Source organism: Sphingopyxis sp. NJF-3, assembly GCF_053514865.1.
Genome location: NZ_CM130726.1, coordinates 3,590,416 through 3,607,389 on the forward strand (window position 1 = coordinate 3,590,416; position 16,974 = coordinate 3,607,389).

The 16,974-nt window shown below is 68.3% G+C and carries 23 protein-coding genes; 6 read left to right on the top strand and 17 right to left on the bottom strand.

From position 1 onward, the window contains the following. Nucleotides 1–25: 25 nt before the first annotated feature. The 13 genes from ACOTSS_RS17260 to flgB form a co-directional block, all read right to left on the bottom strand. Nucleotides 26–886 carry a flagellar motor protein MotB gene (locus ACOTSS_RS17260; RefSeq protein WP_448689211.1) on the bottom strand — a complete coding sequence of 287 codons (861 nt, stop codon included), beginning with the start codon at nucleotides 884–886 and terminating at the stop codon, nucleotides 26–28. Next, on the bottom strand, nucleotides 886–1,749 hold the full coding sequence (motA, locus tag ACOTSS_RS17265) for a flagellar motor stator protein MotA (RefSeq protein ID WP_448689212.1): 864 nt from the start codon (nucleotides 1,747–1,749) through the stop codon (nucleotides 886–888). The genes ACOTSS_RS17260 and motA overlap by 1 nt, the downstream gene beginning before the upstream one ends. Nucleotides 1,750–1,840: 91 nt before the next feature. After that, on the bottom strand, nucleotides 1,841–2,671 hold the full coding sequence (locus ACOTSS_RS17270; RefSeq protein ID WP_448689213.1) for a flagellin N-terminal helical domain-containing protein: 831 nt from the start codon (nucleotides 2,669–2,671) through the stop codon (nucleotides 1,841–1,843). Nucleotides 2,672–2,687: 16 nt separating this feature from the next. Further along, nucleotides 2,688–4,016, bottom strand: a complete 1,329-nt coding sequence (gene flgK / locus ACOTSS_RS17275) for a flagellar hook-associated protein FlgK (RefSeq protein ID WP_448689214.1) — start codon at nucleotides 4,014–4,016, stop codon at nucleotides 2,688–2,690. Continuing rightward, the gene (locus ACOTSS_RS17280; protein ID WP_448689215.1) at nucleotides 4,013–4,318 is read right to left on the bottom strand and encodes a rod-binding protein; all 306 of its coding nucleotides are present in this window, start codon (nucleotides 4,316–4,318) and stop codon (nucleotides 4,013–4,015) included. The genes flgK and ACOTSS_RS17280 overlap by 4 nt, the downstream gene beginning before the upstream one ends. Nucleotides 4,319–4,359: 41 nt before the next feature. After that, nucleotides 4,360–5,472 (bottom strand): flagellar basal body P-ring protein FlgI, encoded by a 1,113-nt coding sequence (locus ACOTSS_RS17285; protein ID WP_448689216.1) that lies wholly within the window; start codon nucleotides 5,470–5,472, stop codon nucleotides 4,360–4,362. 20 nt (nucleotides 5,473–5,492) lie between these two features. Beyond that, on the bottom strand, nucleotides 5,493–6,152 hold the full coding sequence (locus tag ACOTSS_RS17290) for a flagellar basal body L-ring protein FlgH (RefSeq protein ID WP_448689217.1): 660 nt from the start codon (nucleotides 6,150–6,152) through the stop codon (nucleotides 5,493–5,495). After that, the gene (gene flgG / locus ACOTSS_RS17295) at nucleotides 6,133–6,921 is read right to left on the bottom strand and encodes a flagellar basal-body rod protein FlgG (RefSeq protein ID WP_448689218.1); all 789 of its coding nucleotides are present in this window, start codon (nucleotides 6,919–6,921) and stop codon (nucleotides 6,133–6,135) included. Before flgG ends, ACOTSS_RS17290 begins: the two co-directional genes overlap by 20 nt. A gap of 11 nt (nucleotides 6,922–6,932) precedes the next feature. Continuing rightward, nucleotides 6,933–7,676, bottom strand: a complete 744-nt coding sequence (locus ACOTSS_RS17300; protein ID WP_095386607.1) for a flagellar basal body rod protein FlgF — start codon at nucleotides 7,674–7,676, stop codon at nucleotides 6,933–6,935. Nucleotides 7,677–7,708: 32 nt separating this feature from the next. Continuing rightward, nucleotides 7,709–8,536 (bottom strand): flagellar hook-basal body complex protein, encoded by an 828-nt coding sequence (locus ACOTSS_RS17305; RefSeq protein WP_095386606.1) that lies wholly within the window; start codon nucleotides 8,534–8,536, stop codon nucleotides 7,709–7,711. Between the two features lie 4 nt (nucleotides 8,537–8,540). Next, a complete protein-coding gene (locus ACOTSS_RS17310) occupies nucleotides 8,541–8,846 on the bottom strand; it encodes a flagellar hook assembly protein FlgD (protein ID WP_095386605.1) in 306 nt (101 codons plus the stop codon). A gap of 2 nt (nucleotides 8,847–8,848) precedes the next feature. Next, on the bottom strand, nucleotides 8,849–9,256 hold the full coding sequence (flgC, locus tag ACOTSS_RS17315; protein ID WP_448689219.1) for a flagellar basal body rod protein FlgC: 408 nt from the start codon (nucleotides 9,254–9,256) through the stop codon (nucleotides 8,849–8,851). Continuing rightward, on the bottom strand, nucleotides 9,253–9,591 hold the full coding sequence (gene flgB / locus ACOTSS_RS17320) for a flagellar basal body rod protein FlgB (RefSeq protein WP_095387330.1): 339 nt from the start codon (nucleotides 9,589–9,591) through the stop codon (nucleotides 9,253–9,255). The genes flgC and flgB overlap by 4 nt, the downstream gene beginning before the upstream one ends. A gap of 284 nt (nucleotides 9,592–9,875) precedes the next feature. Between flgB and ACOTSS_RS17325 the strand changes: the two genes are divergently transcribed. The 6 genes from ACOTSS_RS17325 (at nucleotide 9,876) to ACOTSS_RS17350 (ending at nucleotide 14,917) form a co-directional block, all read left to right on the top strand. Next, the gene (locus ACOTSS_RS17325) at nucleotides 9,876–10,382 is read left to right on the top strand and encodes a flagella basal body P-ring formation protein FlgA (RefSeq protein ID WP_448689220.1); all 507 of its coding nucleotides are present in this window, start codon (nucleotides 9,876–9,878) and stop codon (nucleotides 10,380–10,382) included. A gap of 155 nt (nucleotides 10,383–10,537) precedes the next feature. Further along, the gene (flgM, locus tag ACOTSS_RS17330) at nucleotides 10,538–10,843 is read left to right on the top strand and encodes a flagellar biosynthesis anti-sigma factor FlgM (RefSeq protein ID WP_448689221.1); all 306 of its coding nucleotides are present in this window, start codon (nucleotides 10,538–10,540) and stop codon (nucleotides 10,841–10,843) included. Then, nucleotides 10,837–11,142 carry a hypothetical protein gene (locus ACOTSS_RS17335; protein WP_448689222.1) on the top strand — a complete coding sequence of 102 codons (306 nt, stop codon included), beginning with the start codon at nucleotides 10,837–10,839 and terminating at the stop codon, nucleotides 11,140–11,142. The genes flgM and ACOTSS_RS17335 overlap by 7 nt, the downstream gene beginning before the upstream one ends. Before the next feature lie 79 nt (nucleotides 11,143–11,221). Then, nucleotides 11,222–12,049 (top strand): transglycosylase SLT domain-containing protein, encoded by an 828-nt coding sequence (locus ACOTSS_RS17340; protein WP_448689223.1) that lies wholly within the window; start codon nucleotides 11,222–11,224, stop codon nucleotides 12,047–12,049. After that, on the top strand, nucleotides 12,046–14,169 hold the full coding sequence (gene flhA, locus ACOTSS_RS17345) for a flagellar biosynthesis protein FlhA (protein ID WP_448689224.1): 2,124 nt from the start codon (nucleotides 12,046–12,048) through the stop codon (nucleotides 14,167–14,169). The genes ACOTSS_RS17340 and flhA overlap by 4 nt, the downstream gene beginning before the upstream one ends. Further along, a complete protein-coding gene (locus ACOTSS_RS17350; protein ID WP_448689225.1) occupies nucleotides 14,159–14,917 on the top strand; it encodes a sigma-70 family RNA polymerase sigma factor in 759 nt (252 codons plus the stop codon). The genes flhA and ACOTSS_RS17350 overlap by 11 nt, the downstream gene beginning before the upstream one ends. 40 nt (nucleotides 14,918–14,957) lie before the next feature. Here ACOTSS_RS17350 and ACOTSS_RS17355 read toward each other — a convergent pair whose 3' ends face one another. The 4 genes from ACOTSS_RS17355 to ACOTSS_RS17370 all read right to left on the bottom strand — a co-directional run bounded on the left by ACOTSS_RS17355 (nucleotide 14,958) and on the right by ACOTSS_RS17370 (nucleotide 16,810). After that, a complete protein-coding gene (locus tag ACOTSS_RS17355; protein WP_448689226.1) occupies nucleotides 14,958–15,446 on the bottom strand; it encodes a winged helix DNA-binding protein in 489 nt (162 codons plus the stop codon). 25 nt (nucleotides 15,447–15,471) lie between these two features. After that, a complete protein-coding gene (locus ACOTSS_RS17360) occupies nucleotides 15,472–15,885 on the bottom strand; it encodes a hypothetical protein (protein ID WP_448689227.1) in 414 nt (137 codons plus the stop codon). Between the two features lie 14 nt (nucleotides 15,886–15,899). Beyond that, a complete protein-coding gene (locus tag ACOTSS_RS17365) occupies nucleotides 15,900–16,268 on the bottom strand; it encodes a hypothetical protein (RefSeq protein WP_448689228.1) in 369 nt (122 codons plus the stop codon). Between the two features lie 62 nt (nucleotides 16,269–16,330). Continuing rightward, a complete protein-coding gene (locus ACOTSS_RS17370; protein ID WP_448689229.1) occupies nucleotides 16,331–16,810 on the bottom strand; it encodes a response regulator transcription factor in 480 nt (159 codons plus the stop codon). Nucleotides 16,811–16,974: the final 164 nt, after the last annotated feature.

The window sequence follows — 16,974 nt, forward strand, 5'->3', positions numbered from 1 at the left end:
ATTTCAGGATGGTGCCAAAGTGGCGCTAATCCTCGGCGGCGACACCCCAGCCGAGGGTGATCGAGATGCGACGGTTGCGCGGATCGAAGCGATTCGAGGGCACATAGGGTTCGCGATCGGCGACCCCCTCGATCCGCGAAAAGCGGTTCGAGGCGATGCCGCGATACTCGAGATACTGGCGCGTCACCTCGGCGCGCTCGACCGAGAGGCGCCAGTTGTTGGTGCCCGACTTCGCCGACCAGGGCGCGGCGTCGGTGTGGCCGCGGATCATCAGCTGGTTCGGTATCCCCGCCACCAGCTCGGCGATCTGGGCGAAGAGGCGCGAGGCGTCGGGGGTGAGCTGGTTGGTGCCCAGCACGAACATCGAGAAATCGGCGTCGTCGACGATGTCGATGCGCAGCCCCTCGCGCGTTTCGGTGAAACGGATGTTCCGTGCCAGCCGGCGCAGCTCGGCCTTCGCCTGCACTTCGCGCATCAGCGCCTTGGCGAGCTGCTGGAACTTGGCGCGCTCGCTCTGGCGCCCCATCGCCTCGCGCGGGCCGCCGGTCGCGTCGCGCGGGATCGTCATCGCCTTGGTGCCCGTCTGGCCCGCCTCGTGCGGATATTTGTCGACATCGACGAGCGAATCGCCGCCGAACAGGCCGGTCGAGCCCGCGGTGTCCTGCTTCGCCTGGACGATCGTCGGCGCGAAATAGTCGGCGAGCGCCTTGCGCTGCTTTTCGGTCGTCGCGCCCAGCAGCCACATCAGGAGGAAAAAGGCCATCATCGCGGTCACGAAGTCGGCATAGGCGACCTTCCACGCCCCGCCATGATGCGCGGCGTGGCCGGCCTCGACCACCTTCTTGACGATGATCGGACGCAGCGGGGTATTGGGACGCGCCGCCATCAGCGGCCCCGCATTCCGTCGAAGACCTCGGCGAAGCTCGGCTGGTTGCTATGGTCGACGCCCGAGCGCGCCGCCTCGATCACCAGTGGCTGCGGATGGCCGTGGAGCGAGGCGATGATGAGCTGCTTTACCGTATGATAGATGGCGGCGTCGCTTTCGATCACCGCGCGCGCGCGCGCCGCGAACGGGCCGACGAGGCCATAGGCGAGCAGCACGCCCAGAAAGGTGCCGACGAGCGCCGATCCGATCATCGCGCCCAATATCTCGGGCGGCTTGTCGATCGAGCCCATCGTCTTGACGACCCCGAGCACCGCCGCGACGATGCCGAGCGCGGGGAGCGCGTCGGCGAGGCTCTGGAGGCCGTCGGCAGGCTTGATCGCGTGGTGGTGGTGATTCTTCACCGCATTGTCCATCACCTCCTCGACCGCATGCGGGTCGAGCGTGCCCGACGAAACGACGACGAGGCGCAGCGTGTCGCAGATCAGATGAACGAGCGTCTGGTCCTTCAGGAGCTTCGGATATTGCTGGAAGATCGGCGAGTTCGCCGGATCCTCGATATGCGGCTCGACCGCGACGGGTCCCTCGGTGCGCATCATCTTCATCAGCGTCGAGACGAGCAGGATGCAGTCGAGATAATCGGCCTTCTTGTATGTCGGCCCCTTGAACACCTTGCCGAGCCCGCCGCCGAGCGCCTTCAGCTCGCGGCCCGAATTGCCGATGATCAGCGAACCGACCGCGGCGCCGCCGATGATCAGCATCTCGTGCGGCAGCGCATGGAGCACGGGGGTAAGATTGCCCCCGGTCAGCGCGAAGCCCCCGAAGACCAGCAGGATCAGAACGACGATGCCGACGACGGGAAACATGCGGGCTTCACTCCAATCGGGGTCCGGACCCCGGAAAAACAGGCGGGCGTTTCGATGATTAACGGCGGCGCGCGCGAAACATTGAGCGCGATCAGCCCAAAATATCGAACAAGGTCTGGCGGTTGATGCGCGCGAAGGACGCCTGCGCCGCCTCGAGCGTCAAGGTGGTGGCGTTGAGCTGGGCGATCGCGACGTGCATGTCGGTGTCTTCGGCCGCCGAGCGTTCGTCGGCGAGCGCGATACCGCGCGCGGCGAGCCCGTCGCCGATACGCTCGAGCCGGCCGGCCGACAGGCCCATCGTCGCGCGCTGGTCGGCGACGTGCGAGATGCTGGTCGCCAGCGTATCGAGCGCCGCGTTGATTCCCGCCGTATCCGCCGCCGCGATCGCCGCGGCCGCGTCGCGCAGTCCGGTCGAGAGCGGGTTGCCGCCGACGACGAAAGCGTCCGCCGCCGAGGGCACGGGCGCGAAGCTGACGTCGGCGTCGAAGCGCACGACCTTCGCGGTGCCCGACGCGAACAGCGCCTCGCCGTTCGCGTCGCGGCTCGCGGCGAGCCCGTCGATCTCGTCGGCTATCCCCGCGAGTTCGGCGGCGACGCTCGCGCGGTCGGAGGCGTTCATCGTTCCGTTCGCCGCCGAGAGCGCGAGTTCGCGCGCGCGGACGAGCAGATTGCTCACCGATCCCAGCGCGGCGTCGGCCTGCGACACCTGCGCGCTCGCGGTCGCGACATTGGCGGCCCAGGTCGTCGCGCTCGCCTGCGCGGTGCCGATCGTCGCGATGCGGCGCGCGGCGACAGGATCGTCCGAGGCGCGCTGGAGCCGCTTGCCGGTCGAGACCTGGATCTGAAGCTGATCGATCCGGTCGGCGAGCTGCGTCTGGCGCACGATTTCGCGCGTCATGCGATTGCCGGTGGCGTTGATCATGAGGGACCCTCCTTCCTTAGACCGCGTTCAGCAGGGTCTGCATGGTTTCGCGCGCGACCTGGATCGTCCGCGCGGCGGCCGAATAGGCCTGCTGGAAGCGCAAGAGGTCCCCCGCCTCGCGGTCGAGGTCGATCTCGCTGACCGCCGAGCGCGCCGCGCTCGCCGCGTCGGCGCGCGTCGTCGCGGCGGCATCCTGCGCGCGCGCCGAGGCGGTCGCCTGCGCCTGCGAGGCGATCATCCCCGACCATTTCGCTTCGGGGTCGTTCGCTCCCCGCATCGCGCCGAGCGCGAGCATATTGCCGTTGCTGCCCGACGCGTCGGCGGCCGCGACCTGATCGGGGCTCAGCGCCGCGGCGGTGAGCGTCGCGGCGGTGGCGCCGCTGAAAAGCGCCGCGCCGGGATTGCCGTTCGCATCGATCCCCGCCTGGTGCGCGGCGTTGAGCTGCCCCGCGAAATCGGCCGCCATCGCATCGAGCGCCGCACGCTGGTCGGCGACATGGTTCGACGCCTCGACGAGGCCCGCGAGCGAGCCCGTGGCGGTGTCGAACGGCGCGCCGCCTTCGACGCTGAACGACAGGCGGCCGTCGGCGCCGGTGGTTACCGAAATCGGATGCACCTCGCCGCCGCCGACAAGCACGTCGCCGCTCGCCGTCGCGCGCAAGGTCGCGGCGCCGCGATCGTCGAAGCTCGCGCTGACCCCGCCCTGCGCCGAAAGCTGGTCGATCAGCCGATCGCGCTCGTCGAGCAAGGTCGCTTCGCCGGTCGAGCCGGGACGCGCCTTGCGGAGCCCGACGTTAATCGATACGAGCGCCTTCAGATCGGCGTTGAACTGATCGACGGCGCCATCTGCGGCGCCCGCTATGCCGTCCGCCATATCCGAAAGCTGACCCGCCGCGGTGCGAAAGCCCGAGGCGACGTCGTCGGCCGCCTGGAGGAACTGGCTGCGCAGCGTGCGGTTGGCGGGATCGGCGGTGAGCTGGTCGGCGGTGGTGAAGAGGCTGGTCAGCCCCGAGGCGATGCCGTTGGTCTCGTCGCTGAGCGCGCCCTCGACGCGGTCCATCCACGCGAGCCGCGTCGACGCGCGTTCGGCGCCGCCCGACGAGATGCGCGCGTCGTCGATCAGCCACGCGTCGACCGAGCGGCTGATGCCATTGATGTCGACCCCACCCGGGTTGATGTTGGCGCGAACGAACGGCGTGTCGCCGGCCGACTGGGCGCCGCGCAGTTGCAGCGTGCGCCGCGCATAGCCCGGCGACTGCGCGTTGGCGATATTGTCGCCGATCGTCGCGAGCGCGGCCGAATAGGCGCGCAGCCCGCTGGCGCCGATGCCGAGCAGGTCGCTCATTGCACGCCTCCGCCGGAGCCGGTCCCGCCGCTCGCCGCGACGCGGGCGCGGAACTGCCCCTCGACCATCGAGGCGATGCCGAACTGGCGCATCGACGCGATCGAATCGGCGGTGCGCGCGTCGGCCATTTCGCGGAAATTGTCGGTCGCGCTCGACCCGAAGATGTCGTCGCCGAGCTTCGCCTGGCGCATCGACGCCATCAGCTGGCGCAGGATCACCGCTTCGAAGGCCTCGGCCGCCTTGCGCAGGCCGTCGCCGCCGCCGCCGGCCAGCGTCGGCGTCGCCGCCGCGGGCACGGACATGCGCACGGGGGCGATGGCAGCGGGCGTGGAATAGGACGTCATCATATGATTACCAGTTCGGCTGTGAGCGCGCCCGCCTGGGACAGCGCTTCGAGGATCGCGACAAGGTCGCCCGGCGGCACGCCCATGCGATTGATCGCATCGACCAGCTCGGCGAGCGAGGCGGTCGGCTTCATCAGAAAGGCCGGACGATACTCCTCGGTCGCGCTGATATCGCTCGACTGTTCGATCGCGGTTTCGCCGCGGCTGAACGGCGCGGGCTGCACGACCATCGGCGATTCCTTGATCGACACGGTGAGCTTGCCCTGGGTGACCGCGGCGGTGCCGACGCGAACCGCGCCGTTGATCACGACGGTGCCGGTGCGCGCGTTGACGATGACCTTCGCGGGCGGCTCGGCGCGCACGACGTCGAGATTTTCGACCAGCGAGACGAGCCGCATGCGGTCGTCGCCGCTGCCCCCGGCGCGGATCGAAATGCTCGCGCCGTCGACCATCGTCGCGGCCCCCGGGCCGAGCGCGCCGTTGATCGCGTCGGTGACGCGCTTCGCGTTGGTCGCGTCGAACTGATGGAGGTTGAAGACCAGCCGGTCGCCATAGGCGAAGCCGGTGTCGACCGCGCGCTCGATCGTCGCGCCGTTCGCGATGCGGCCGCTCGACGGCACGTTGACGGTCAGCTTCGACCCGTCGGCGGCGTCGACGCCGAGCCCGCCGATGACGAGATTGCCCTGCGCCATCGCGTAGATCTGTCCGTCGGCGCCATAGAGCGGCGCGAGCACGAGGGTGCCGCCGCGCAGGCTTTTCGCCTTGCCGATCGCCGAGACGGTGATGTCGAGGCGCTGGCCGGGCTTCGCGAACGCGGGAAGCTCGGCGGTGATCATCACCGCCGCGGCGTTCTTGAGCGCGGGGTTGACCCCCGGCGGCAAGGTCAGCCCAAAGCGCGACACCGCGCCCTTCATGCCCAGCGTCGCATAGTCGAGGCTGTCGTCGCCGGTGCCCGCGAGCCCGACGACGATGCCATAGCCGGTGAGCTGGTTCGCGCGCATGCCCTGGAACTGGCCCATGTCCTTGATCCGCGCCGCCGATACGGGCGCGGCGAGGCCGAGGCTGGCGACCAGCAGGGCGAGGAAGGCGAGAAGGAAGGAACGCTGGGTCACGATAGGGATCCTCGAAAGCGTCAGAAGGGGCTGATGATGGAGAAGAATCGCTGCAGCCAGCCCTGGCGGCTGGCGCGGGCGATCTCGCCCTTGCCGACGTAGCGGATGTTGGCATCGGCCACGCGCGTCGACGCGACGCGGTTGTCGGGGCCGATGTCGATCGCGCGGATCAGGCCCGAGATCTGGACGCGCTCGTCGCCGCGGTTGAGGGTGAGCAGCTTCTCGCCCTTCACCAGCATCGTGCCGTTCGGATAAACCTCGGCGATCGTCACGCTGATCTCGCCCGCGAGCTGGTTCGACTGCGACGCTTCGCCCTTGCCCTTGAATTCGTTGCTGCCGCCCATGCCGATGTCGCTCGGACTGAACAGCGAGAGCGGGCCGGTGCTCGGCGGGGTGAGGCCGAGGCTGCCGCCGCGCTGGGTGCTCGCGGCGTTGCTCTTCGACGCGATGGTGCGCTCGACGAGCTGGATGGTGACGATGTCGCCGACCCGCCCGGCGCGGCCGCCCGAGGTCAGCGCGACATAGCCGCCCTGAAAGATCGCGCCGTTCGCCGGCGGCGGCGCCTGCGGGGCGGGCGCGGTCGCGGCGAAGGCGTCGTCGGGAACCTCGTCCTTCGCGGCGGCGCCGACGGGCGCGGCGGCGAGCGCGAGGATCAGCGCGCTAGAGAGTCTGCGTCGCATTTTTCATCATCTCGTCGGTGGCCTGGATCATCTTCGAATTGACCTCATAGGCGCGCTGGGTCTCGATCATGTCGACGAGCTCCTCGACGACGTTGACGTTCGATCCCTCGAGCATCCCGCCGCGCAAGGACCCGCGCCCCTCCTCGCCCGCGGCGCCGACCTGCGGCGCGCCCGAGGCGGCGGTTTCGACGAGCATATTGTCGCCGATCGCCTGCATCCCGGCGGGGTTGGCGAAGCGCGCGAGTTCGATGCGGCCAAGCTGAACCGCGTCGGACTGGCCGGGCACGGTCGCCGAGACGGTGCCGTCGACGCCGACCGACAGGCCGGTCGCGTCCTCGGGCACCTGGATCTGCGGGATCAGCGGCTTGCCGTCGGAGGTCACGATCGTGCCGTCAGGCGCACGGTCGAAATTGCCCGCGCGGGTATAGCCGATGCGCCCGTCCGGCATCTGCACCTGAAAGAAGCCGGCGCCGTCGATCGCCATGTCGAGCGCGTTGCCGGTGGCCGCGAACGACCCCTGCGTGTCGATGCGCGACGTGCCCGCCAGCTCGACGCCGGTGCCGAGGTTGAGCCCGGTCGCGTAGCGGTTGTCGGCGGCCGAGGTCGCCCCCGGCTGGGTCATCATCTGATACGACAGCGTCTCGAAATTGGCGCGATCGCGCTTGAAGCCCGTGGTGTTCACGTTGGCGAGGTTGTTCGCGATCACCTGCATCCGGAAGCTCTGGGCATCCAGGCCGGTTCGCGCGACGTGCAAGGCACCGAAGCTCATTGATACTCTCCTTAACGGGGCAGCTGCATCAGATTGGCGGTCGCGCTGTCCATGTCGCGTGCGTCGCCGATCAGCTTGAGTTGCGAATCCCAGCTCTTGCTCGCCTCGATCATCTCGACGAGCGCGGTGGTCGCGGTGACGTTCGAGCCTTCGAGCGAACGGGTGACGAGCCGCGCCTCGGGATCGTCGGGCAGGATGCCGCCGTTGCGCACGCGGAACAGCCCGTCGAGCCCCTTGACGATGTCCGATCCCGCGGTGCTCGCGATGCGCAGCCGATCGACCTGCTGGGGATTCTCGGGGTCGCCGCCCGCGGGCACGACCCAGACGCGCCCCTCTTCGTCTATCTTGATCGCGTCGGCGGCGGGGATGGTGATCGGGCCCTGCGCGCCCTGGACGGGGTGGCCGTCGCCGGTGGTGAGGAGGCCCGATGCCGCGACCTGCAGGTCGCCGCGCCTTGTGTAGCCCTCTTCGCCGTTCGGCGCCTGGACGACGAGCATCGCGTCGCCGCGCATCGCGACGTCGAGGTCGCGCCCCGTCGCGGCGATGGTGCCGCTACGCATGTCGGCCCCGATCACTTCCTCCGACGACACCGCGCGCCCGCCGACCCCGCTGCCCTGCAGCCAGATCGTCTGCGCCTCGGCGATTTCGCCGCGGAAGCCCGGCGTGTTGACGTTGGCGAGATTGTTGGCGATCGCCGTCTGCCGGGCCATGCTGCCCCGCATCGCGGTGAGGCTGGTATAGATGACGCGGTCCATGGCTTGGCTCCAGGCAGGCGGCGAAACGCCGATCAGTTCATGTTGATGACGGTCTGGGTCAGCTGCGACGCACCCTCGATCGCCTTGGCATTGGCCTGGAAGTTGCGCTGCGCCGCGATCAGCATCACCAGTTCCTCGGTGATGTCGACGTTCGAGCGCTCGATCGCGCCCGAACGCACCGCGCCCATCGCGCCGCTGCCCGGCGAATCGATGACCGGCTGGCCGCTTTCGCCGGTCGACTGCCAATGCGCGTCGCCGATCGGGCGCAGCCCTTCGGTGGCCGGGAAGGATGCCATCGCGACCTTGCCGAGCGTCTGGCCCGACCCGTCGGCGAAGGTCGCGGTGACCAGGCCGTCGGTGCCGACCGAAACATTGACGAGCGCGGCATCGGGATTGTCGGGCGACGCCTTGGGGATCACCAGGTCGAAGCTGGCGCCGAGCGTGCGGTCGGTGACATTGCCGTCGGCGTCGACCGGAAGCAGCTGCAGGGTCGAGCCCGTCGTGTCGACGACGCGGCCGTCCTCGAGCGGAGTGAAGGCGCCATTGCGCGAATAGGTGACCGCGTTCGAGGGTGGGGCGCCCTTGACGACGAAAAAGCCCTCGCCGACGATCGCCATGTCGAGCGTCTTCTCGCTCGTTTCATACGACCCTTGCGTGAACTGCTGGGTGATGCCGTTGAGGCGCGTGCCCTGTCCCGCGACCGTGCGCGTCGACTGGTTGGGCGACGAGGCGAAGATGTCGCCGAACTGGGCGGTGCTGCGCTTGAAGCCGATCGAGCCGGCGTTGGCGATATTGTTCGAGATGACCGACATTTCGGTCTGGGCGCCCTTGAGGCCCGAAAGCGATGTGTAGAATGACATGGGACTATCCTTCCTGGGTGGATGCGGTGGCCGGCGTCGCCGGGGTGTTGGCGCGGATCTCCTCGAGCAGCGCGGTCTGCGCCTGAAGCTGGTCGGAAATCTGCTGGAGCGTGGTGTTGGTCTCCGAAATGCCGGCGAGGCTGGAGAATTGCGCCATCTGCGCCACCATCTGCTGGTTATCGACCGGGTTGAACGGGTCCTGCTGGCTGAGCTGCGCGGTCATCAGGCGCAGGAAATCGCCCTGCCCCATCTGCTGCACGCTCGCCGTCGTCGGGGCGGTCGAGCCGCCGTTTATCGCATTGATCGCCATGATTATTGCCCCAACCGCAGCGTTTCGTTGATCAGGCCCTTTGCGGTGTCGAGGACCTGGACATTGTTCTGATACTGGCGCGACGTCTCGACCATCTCGACCAGCTCGGCGGCGCTATCGACCGCGGCTTCCCAGACATTGCCGTCGGCGTCGGCGAGCGGATTATCGGGATCGTGCCGCTTCGAGGGCGCCATCTTCGAGGTCACAACCTGGTCGACCGCGACCGTCGCGCGACCGGCGCCGTCCATCACGGTGCGGAACACCGGCTTCATCGAGCGATAGGCGCCCGCCTCGCTGCCCGCGACGGTGCCGGCGTTGGCGAGGTTCGACGCGGTGGTGTTGAGGCGGACGAGCTGCGCCGACATGGCGCGCCCGCTGATGTCGAAGATCGAGAGATTGGCCATCGTCATTCGCCCTTGAGCGCGCGCGTCAGCGTGCCGATCCGGCCCTGCAGGAAGGCGAGGCTGGAGCGGTAGGCGAGCGCGTTTTCGGCAAAGGCGGTCTGTTCGGTCGCCATTTCGACCGTGTTGCCGTCGAGCGACGACTGGACGGGGACACGATACTGGATCGCGGCGTCGGTCGAACCGCCATCCTGCGCGAGTTCGAGCGCCTTCGAGAAGTCGAGGTCGCGCGCCTTGTAGTTCGGCGTGGCGGCATTGGCGATGTTCGAGGCGAGCATCATCATCCGCTGGCTGCGCAGCTGGAGCGCCGTCGCGTGCAGGCCGAAGAGCTTTTCGGATGCCATGTCCATTCCTTCCTTTCGCCGCCGTCCCGGCCGGCGGGTCGCCGGCGCGAGACGCGCGGAAAAAATCACGAAGGACATGATGCAATCGCCGTGCCAAATCGGTTTAGCGTTGAGTTTTCAGCACCTTGTCCCGAAACGAGGCGGGGGCTTCACGCGTCACCCCGGCCGCTCGTCAAAAGATTGACGACGCCCCCGTATCCCGCGCGCCAACGCGCCCGAAACGCCGCTTGGCACGCATCCTGCACCCCTGCCCGCAACCATTTTGGACCAACAGGAGATGGACCATGACGATCAGGCTAATCGCCGGCCTCGCCGGTTTTGCGCTTTGCGTTCCCCCCGCCCATGCCCAGCAGGCGAGCGAGGACTGGCAGGCGATCGACGCGCTCACCGCGACGGTGGCGAGCGCGATGGGCCGCACCGCGGCCCCCATCGACCGCCGCATCAAGCTCCAGCGCTGCCCCGAACAGGCGGCGATCACCGCGATCGACAGTCAGACGCTCGCGGTGCGCTGCGCCTCGCTCGGCTGGCGCGTGCGCGTGCCGATGACCGGCGGCGCGGGTGCCGTCCCCGGCTTCGTAGCCGCGAGCCCGGCCCGTCCCGCCGCGCCGGTGATCCGCCGCGGCGACAATGTCCGCGTGTCGATCGAGACCGAAAGCTTCGCGATCAACTATAGCGCCGTCGCGTCGGAGGACGGGCGCGTCGGCGACACGATCGCGCTGCGCGGCGACGGCAACCGCAGCAGCCTGAGCGCGGTCGTCACCGGCCCCGGCCGAGCGCGGATCGAGGACTGAGCCGCACCATAGGGCGGCCGTCGGCTTTCCGACGCCGCCTTCTTTCCTTCCCGAAAATTTTCCGTCCTCCCCGCTTAATCCCCTCACCGCCCCGCCGTTAAATCCCTCCATACGGACCCGTCGCTTTTCTGACGGCGCGAGGATGGAGGCCGAAAATGTCGGGTGACAGCAAGATCGGATCGCAGGTCGGGGGCGTGATGCGCGCCGTGACCGTGCGCAAGATCGGCGCCGGATCGGCGAGTGCCGCGCCCGCCGCCGCCACGATGCCGCCCGCCGCCGAAGCCGAACCCGCCGCGCGCCTGATCGGCCTGACCCGGACGATCGCCGACCAGGGTCCGCCGGTCGACACGGCGCGCGTCGCAAGCCTGCGCACCGCGATCGCGTCGGGAAGCTATCGCGTCGACGCCGAAGCCACCGCGCGCGCGATGCTCGACTTTCACCGGGGTAGCCCCGCATGCTGATGCAGATGGACGAGATGCAGGCGCGGCTCGACGCGCTCGTCGCCGCGCTCGACGGGCAGGACGCCGGGGCGATCATCGCCGCGTCCGAAGCGCTCGCGACCGCGGTCATCCTGTTCCGCGGCGCCGCGATCCCGCCGGGCAGCGAAGCGCGCGCGCGTGTGCTGATCGGCCATGTGCTCAAGCAGCTCGAAGCCGCGGCGATCCGCGTCAATGTGCTCAAGGACTGGACGCGTCAGCGGATTGACAGGAACCATGCCCTACGCGGCGTGGCACCGCGGGGCGCTGCATTAAGCTACTGACAAAGATCGCTTAAGAGACACTTTCCCGAAAGTGGCACGATGATTGCTTTTGGTTTCGCGAACCAGCGGAACCAACGATATGACTGCGATCAACCCCTTCGTGCCCCAGGCCCCCGGCGCCGCCCCCGTGATGGCGGCGGTGCAGGACGCGTCGGCGCGCACCGGGATCGATTTCGACTATCTGGTCGACGTCGCGCGCGTCGAAAGCCGCTTCAACCCCAGCGCGCAGGCGCCGACCTCGTCGGCGCGCGGACTGTTCCAGTTCACCCGCCAGACCTGGCTCGCGACGCTGCAGCGCCACGGCGCCGCGCACGGGCTCGGCTGGGCGGCGGGAGCGATCGATCGCGACGCGTCGGGGCGGCTGTCGGTCGCGGACCCGGCGCTGCGCGCGCAGATCCTCGGTCTTCGCGACGATCCCGCCGCGGCGTCGAGCATGGCGGCGGCGCTGACGGCCGACAATCGCGCCGCGCTCGAAGGGCGCTTCGGCCGCGCGATGGAGCCGGTCGACCTCTATCTCGCCCATTTCCTCGGCAGCGGCGGCGCGACGCGCTTCCTCGCCGGCTGGGAGGCGAACCCGGACCAGCCCGGCGCGGCGATGCTGCCCGAAGCGGCGGCGGCGAACCGCCCCATCTTCTACGCCGCCGACGGCAGCATGCGCAGCCTCGGCGAGATCCGCGCGCGCTTCGCCGCCAAGCTCTCCGAAGGCGGCGGCACGATCGACGCCGCCGCCTATTCCCCCGCCGCCGAAAGCCGCTGGCACGCCCGGATGGCGAGCGTCTCGGGCGCGAACGGCGGCGGACGTCCGCCGCTCCAGATGATGGAAATCCAGCCGATGCCGAAAACCCTGTCGATGGGCTTTGCCGCCCAGGCCTATCAGCGGCTCGCGGCGCTGGGTGGCGGCGCATGACGCCCGCGCTCGACCTCCGCCGGATCGGCCGTATGGTCGGCGCCGCCGCGCTGCCGGCGGGGATGCTCATCCTCGTCGCGCTGATGGTGATCCCGGTCTCGCCGACGATTCTCGACATCAGCTTCGTCGGCAACATCATGATCAGCCTCGCGATCCTGATGGTCGCGCTGTCGGCGTCGAAGCCGCTCGATTTTTCGGCCTTTCCGACCGTGCTGCTGCTCGCGACCTTGTTCCGCCTCGCGCTCAACGTCGCCTCGACGCGCGTCGTGCTCGTCCACGGGCATGAAGGCACCGCGTCGGCGGGCCATGTCATCGAGGCGTTCGGCCAGGTGCTGATCGGCGGCGACTATGTCGTCGGGCTGTTCGTCTTCGTCGTGCTGATGATCATCAACCTCGTCGTCATCACCAAGGGCGCCGGGCGCGTCTCCGAAGTGTCGGCGCGCTTCACCCTCGACGCGCTGCCAGGCAAGCAGATGGCGATCGACGCCGACCTCAACGCCGGGTTGCTGACCCCCGAAGAGGCGAAGGCGCGGCGCCAGGAAGTGGCGACCGAGGCCGACTTCTACGGCTCGATGGACGGCGCCTCGAAATTCGTGAAGGGCGACGCGGTCGCGGGCCTGCTGATCCTGTTCGTCAATATCGTCGGCGGGCTGATCCTCGGCATGGCGAGCCACGGCCTCTCCTTCTCCGAGGCCGGCAGCACCTATGTCACGCTCGCGATCGGCGACGCGCTCGTCGCGCAGATCCCGGCGCTGCTGCTGTCGATCGCCGCCGCGGCGATCGTCACCCGGGTCAATTCGCCGCTCGACCTGTCGGGTCAGATCGGCAGCCAGTTCGCCTCGCCGCACGTCTGGATGGCGGTCGGCGGCATCCTCTTCGTCCTCGGCCTCGTCCCCGCGATGCCGCAGATGCTGATCCTGCCCGCCGCCACGCTGGCCTTCGCGCTCGGCTGGCAGATGCGCCGCGCCGCCGCCGAGGCCGAAGCCGCGGCGCCGCCCGCCGCGCCCGCCGCCGACCCGCACCATATCGAATGGGCCGACGTCAGCGAGGCGAGCCCGTGCCAGCTCGAGATCGGCTATGCGCTCGTCGCGCTGGTCGACGAGCGCAAGGGCGCGCCGCTGATGGGACGCATCACCGGCATCCGCAAGCAATTGTCGAAAGAGCTCGGCTTCGTCATCCCCGCGGTGAAGGTCGCCGACGATCTGTCGCTGCCCGGCAACGCCTATCGCATCTCGGTCGCCGGAGTGATCGTCGGCGAGGATGAAATCTTCCCGAACGAGATGCTCGCGCTCGATTCGGGCGACCTTCTCAGCCCGGTCAGCGGACGGCCGTGCAAGGACCCCACCTTCGGGCTCGACGCGCTGTGGATCCCGAAGGGCGGCCAGAACGACGCGATCGCCGCGGGCTATACCGTCGTCGATCCCGCGACGGTCGTCGCCACCCACCTCAACAACAGCATCATCGCCTCGGCGTCGGAGCTGTTCGGGCTCGACGACGCGCAGGCGCTGATCGACCATCTGAAGCTCCACTATCCGCAGCTCGCCCAGAATCTGAGCCCGCAGGGCTATGCGCTGCCGCGCGTCGCGGGCCTCTGCCGCACCTTGCTCGAGGAGCGGGTGCCGCTGCGCGATTTCCGCAAGATCGCCGAGGCGATGGTGACGCTGTCGGGCCAGCAGCTCGGCGATGTCGAACTGGTCGAGGCGGTGCGCCAGCGCATCGGGGCGCTGATCGTCCAGACGATCGTGCCCGCGCGCATGCCGCTCCCCGTCGTCACCTTCAATCCCGAGGTCGAGATGCTGCTCAATCAGGCGGTGCGCGCCAATCCGGGCGCCGAATGGCCGTTCGAGCACGGCATGGCGATGAAAATCCTCGGCGAGATCGGCCAGGCGGTCGAGCCCTTGCTCCTCTCGACGCGCAGCTTCGCGCTCGTCGCCTCGCCGATCTGCCGCCCGGCGCTGTCGCGGCTGGTGCGCGCGAGTTTCCCCGACGTCGCGGTCATCTCCTACCTCGAAATCCCCGCCAACAAGGCGACCGAGATCGTCGCGACGATCGGCGCCGAACCCGCGCGCCTGTCGCACGAGCCTGCCGATCAGATGAAGGACCAGCCGCATGAGATTTGAGCCTGCCGAACAGTTCGGCGCGGGCGCTCCCGCCCTCCATGCCGCGCATGCGCTCCGCGCGCACGGCTATGGCGAGAGCGTCGAATCGCTGGTCGAGGAGCATGCGCCGCTGGTGCGCAAGATCGCGTGGCAGGTGTTTTCGCGCGTGTCGCGGACGAGCGAGCTCGACGACCTGATCCAGACCGGGCTGATCGCCCTGATCGAGGCGAGCCGCCATTATGAAGAGCGCGGCTATGCTTTCGCCACCTATGCCTCGACGCGGATTCGCGGCGCGATGATCGACCAGTTGCGCCGCGAGGCCGACGTCGGCCGTTCGGCGATGGTCGCGGGCAAGCGCCTGCAATCGGTGCGCCACACGCTCGAACAGCATCTGATGCGCGCGCCGACCGCAGCCGAAATGGCCGAAGCCTTCGGCCTGTCGGCGGAGGAATATTTCGCGCTCGAAAAGAACGCGACCTATGGCCGCTCGACCTCGCTCGACGCGCTGACCGACGGCGGCGCCTTTCTGGTCGCCGACGCGGTGGATGCGGGCGACGCCTGCGAGCGCGAAAGCACGCTCGCGGCGCTCAAGGCCTGCATCGCGGAGCTTCCCGAACGCGAGCAGCTGGTGCTCCAGCTCTATTTCTTCGAGGAGCTGAACCTGCAGGAGATCGGCGTCACCCTCGACGTCAGCGCGGCGCGCGTGTGCCAGATCAAGCGCGATGCGATGGCGCGGATCGAGACGATGATGCGCGCGATGACGGAATGATGGAGGCGGCGCCGGCCGGTGCCGCAACGTCTTCAGGCCATCACGCCGCGCGGCGCTGCCGGTCCACCCAGGCGTTATTCACCGCGTCGAAATAGGCCATCATCCGCGCCGCGCCCTCATCGGTCAGCCGGACGATCGAGCGGCGGCGATCCTTCTCGTCGGTCGTGCGCCGGACATAGCCCTGCTGTTCGAGCGCCGCGATCATCCTGAGGCCCGACGACAAGGGAACGTCGGCACCGGTCGCGAGGTCGCTCGCGCTGAGCAGGCGGCCGTGGGCGCGCGCGAGCATCAGGTCGAGCATCATGTCCCAGTTGGCGCCCGCCATCTGGGCCCCGGCGAAATGGCTTTTGCGGATTCGCCGCATCTGGATGTTGAACGCGATCCGGTCGACCAGCTCGGGCGGCGACGCGGCCGGGCGATCGGCGCTTCGCTCGGCGAGCGCGTCGCTTTCGCGGCTGCCGAGCAGTTGCTGGATCTGGTCGATCCGCGACTTGATCTCGGAAATCTCGAGATTCGAAAATTGCTGCATGTGTGACCCCCTGGGCGCGATTTCTTCACGCTCCGACGTCGCCCCTACGCCCTGCCGAGCTCGATGCATAGAGAATCACGAGCAGGATCGGGTAGGAAATATACATCGAGAGGAGCGCGTAGGGGCGCGCCAATATCTCCGCGAACATCAGCTTCTGGAGGTGCCCGAAGATCGCGATGAGCTGCCAGCCGGTAATCCAGTAGGGCCAGAAGCGCTGCGTCCGAAGGGCGAGAAACCAGAAGCTGGCGAGCGTCACCAGATCGATGGCGAAGATATTGACCTCGATGTCGGTCCATTGCGGGGAAGGCGACATGATTGTTGTGCAGACCGAGGCGATCAGCGCCGTGAACGCCGCCCATTTCTCGAGCGGTCCGCCGCGGCGCACCGCGACGGCCACCGTGAGCAGCAACACGCCATAATAGATCGCCACGGTCCACATGCGATCGTCGGCCCTTACGATACCCGAGCGAACGCAGGCGCGGCGGCGCCATCGTTGCTGCCGGTCTCGGCGAGGCGGCCCGCAGGAGGCTTGACGCCGGCGCCGAACATGCGCGCGCCGAGCCCGACCTCCTTCTGCGTCACGCTCAGCGCCAGATGCGCGTCGGTGAGGAGCTGGCGGACTTCGCCGGCGGCGGCGAGGGCGTTGGCGACCTTCGCCACCGCATCCTGGCCGACGATCGCCGACATATTGGTGTCGCGGCGCGCGGCGGGCAGCGTCGCAGCCAGCTCCGCGATGCGGATCATCGTCTCGTCTATGGCATCTTCGGCCCGGTGCAGCCCGGTGGCGATCTTCTTTGCTGCGGAAACACGTTGGTTCAGCATAGTCTCTGGTCCTTGCAAAGGAATGCCACCGGTTTCCCCCCCGCAGCATTCGGTTCGAACATTCAGGTCAAAACCCGACCGAGCCCGACAAGGATCGAATAGAGGGCGGAGAAGGCCAAAATGGTCGCGAGTGCGATCAGAATCGGCCAGACGATCCGTTCCATCAACCCATGCCGGTTGGTCGGCTGGGATGCGGTCGGAAAGGGCAGGCCGATATCGAAGACCCGCCGCAACGAACTGCGCCCCGCTTCCGCATCGGCGGCGGGGGGCGCCTCGCCTAGCTCGGCCAATTGATATCTCAATGGCTGATAGGGGGTAACATGGTCGAAGACACCGTTACTCGCCAGCAAGCGGGCAGCATCCACTCGATTGGAAACATTGAGTTTTTTTATCGAACGCCGGACGCGCTCGTCGACCGTATGCGGCGAGACGTTCATGATCCGGGCGATTTCCTTGGAATTTTTGTGCTCGAAAACATGGCGCAACGTTTCGATCTGCGCGGCAGAAAGGAGACTGATATAATTGTCAGGGTCACCTTGCACGCGGCAGGGAATAGAGCATCAGGGGTCGAAATCAAGTTGGGGTGGTAAGTGATTCGCGCACGGAACGGCATCGCAGACCCGCCGCGCACCGCGGTAAGCGGCGGTGCGGGACGGTCTCGCGCGCCCTGCGGCGGGGCCAGGCGGCGGGGTAAATTATTTTTTAA

What these genes read in the sequence shown, in the direction of transcription:
- ACOTSS_RS17360 (WP_448689227.1), bottom strand. Translation starts at nt 15,885, where the DNA reads ATGTGGACCGTGGCGATCTATTATGGCGTGTTGCTGCTCACGGTGGCC.
- flgC (WP_448689219.1), bottom strand. Translation starts at nt 9,256, where the DNA reads ATGACGATGGCCAATCTCTCGATCTTCGACATCAGCGGGCGCGCCATG.
- flgK (WP_448689214.1), bottom strand. Translation starts at nt 4,016, where the DNA reads ATGAGCGACCTGCTCGGCATCGGCGCCAGCGGGCTGCGCGCCTATTCG.
- ACOTSS_RS17300 (WP_095386607.1), bottom strand. Translation starts at nt 7,676, where the DNA reads ATGGACCGCGTCATCTATACCAGCCTCACCGCGATGCGGGGCAGCATG.
- ACOTSS_RS17270 (WP_448689213.1), bottom strand. Translation starts at nt 2,671, where the DNA reads ATGATCAACGCCACCGGCAATCGCATGACGCGCGAAATCGTGCGCCAG.
- ACOTSS_RS17340 (WP_448689223.1), top strand. Translation starts at nt 11,222, where the DNA reads ATGACTGCGATCAACCCCTTCGTGCCCCAGGCCCCCGGCGCCGCCCCC.
- flgM (WP_448689221.1), top strand. Translation starts at nt 10,538, where the DNA reads ATGTCGGGTGACAGCAAGATCGGATCGCAGGTCGGGGGCGTGATGCGC.
- motA (WP_448689212.1), bottom strand. Translation starts at nt 1,749, where the DNA reads ATGTTTCCCGTCGTCGGCATCGTCGTTCTGATCCTGCTGGTCTTCGGG.
- ACOTSS_RS17260 (WP_448689211.1), bottom strand. Translation starts at nt 886, where the DNA reads ATGGCGGCGCGTCCCAATACCCCGCTGCGTCCGATCATCGTCAAGAAG.
- ACOTSS_RS17365 (WP_448689228.1), bottom strand. Translation starts at nt 16,268, where the DNA reads ATGCTGAACCAACGTGTTTCCGCAGCAAAGAAGATCGCCACCGGGCTG.
- ACOTSS_RS17290 (WP_448689217.1), bottom strand. Translation starts at nt 6,152, where the DNA reads ATGCGACGCAGACTCTCTAGCGCGCTGATCCTCGCGCTCGCCGCCGCG.
- ACOTSS_RS17335 (WP_448689222.1), top strand. Translation starts at nt 10,837, where the DNA reads ATGCTGATGCAGATGGACGAGATGCAGGCGCGGCTCGACGCGCTCGTC.
- ACOTSS_RS17355 (WP_448689226.1), bottom strand. Translation starts at nt 15,446, where the DNA reads ATGCAGCAATTTTCGAATCTCGAGATTTCCGAGATCAAGTCGCGGATC.
- ACOTSS_RS17310 (WP_095386605.1), bottom strand. Translation starts at nt 8,846, where the DNA reads ATGGCGATCAATGCGATAAACGGCGGCTCGACCGCCCCGACGACGGCG.
- ACOTSS_RS17350 (WP_448689225.1), top strand. Translation starts at nt 14,159, where the DNA reads ATGAGATTTGAGCCTGCCGAACAGTTCGGCGCGGGCGCTCCCGCCCTC.
- flhA (WP_448689224.1), top strand. Translation starts at nt 12,046, where the DNA reads ATGACGCCCGCGCTCGACCTCCGCCGGATCGGCCGTATGGTCGGCGCC.
- ACOTSS_RS17325 (WP_448689220.1), top strand. Translation starts at nt 9,876, where the DNA reads ATGACGATCAGGCTAATCGCCGGCCTCGCCGGTTTTGCGCTTTGCGTT.
- ACOTSS_RS17305 (WP_095386606.1), bottom strand. Translation starts at nt 8,536, where the DNA reads ATGTCATTCTACACATCGCTTTCGGGCCTCAAGGGCGCCCAGACCGAA.
- flgB (WP_095387330.1), bottom strand. Translation starts at nt 9,591, where the DNA reads ATGGCATCCGAAAAGCTCTTCGGCCTGCACGCGACGGCGCTCCAGCTG.
- ACOTSS_RS17280 (WP_448689215.1), bottom strand. Translation starts at nt 4,318, where the DNA reads ATGTCCGTGCCCGCGGCGGCGACGCCGACGCTGGCCGGCGGCGGCGGC.
- flgG (WP_448689218.1), bottom strand. Translation starts at nt 6,921, where the DNA reads ATGAGCTTCGGTGCCTTGCACGTCGCGCGAACCGGCCTGGATGCCCAG.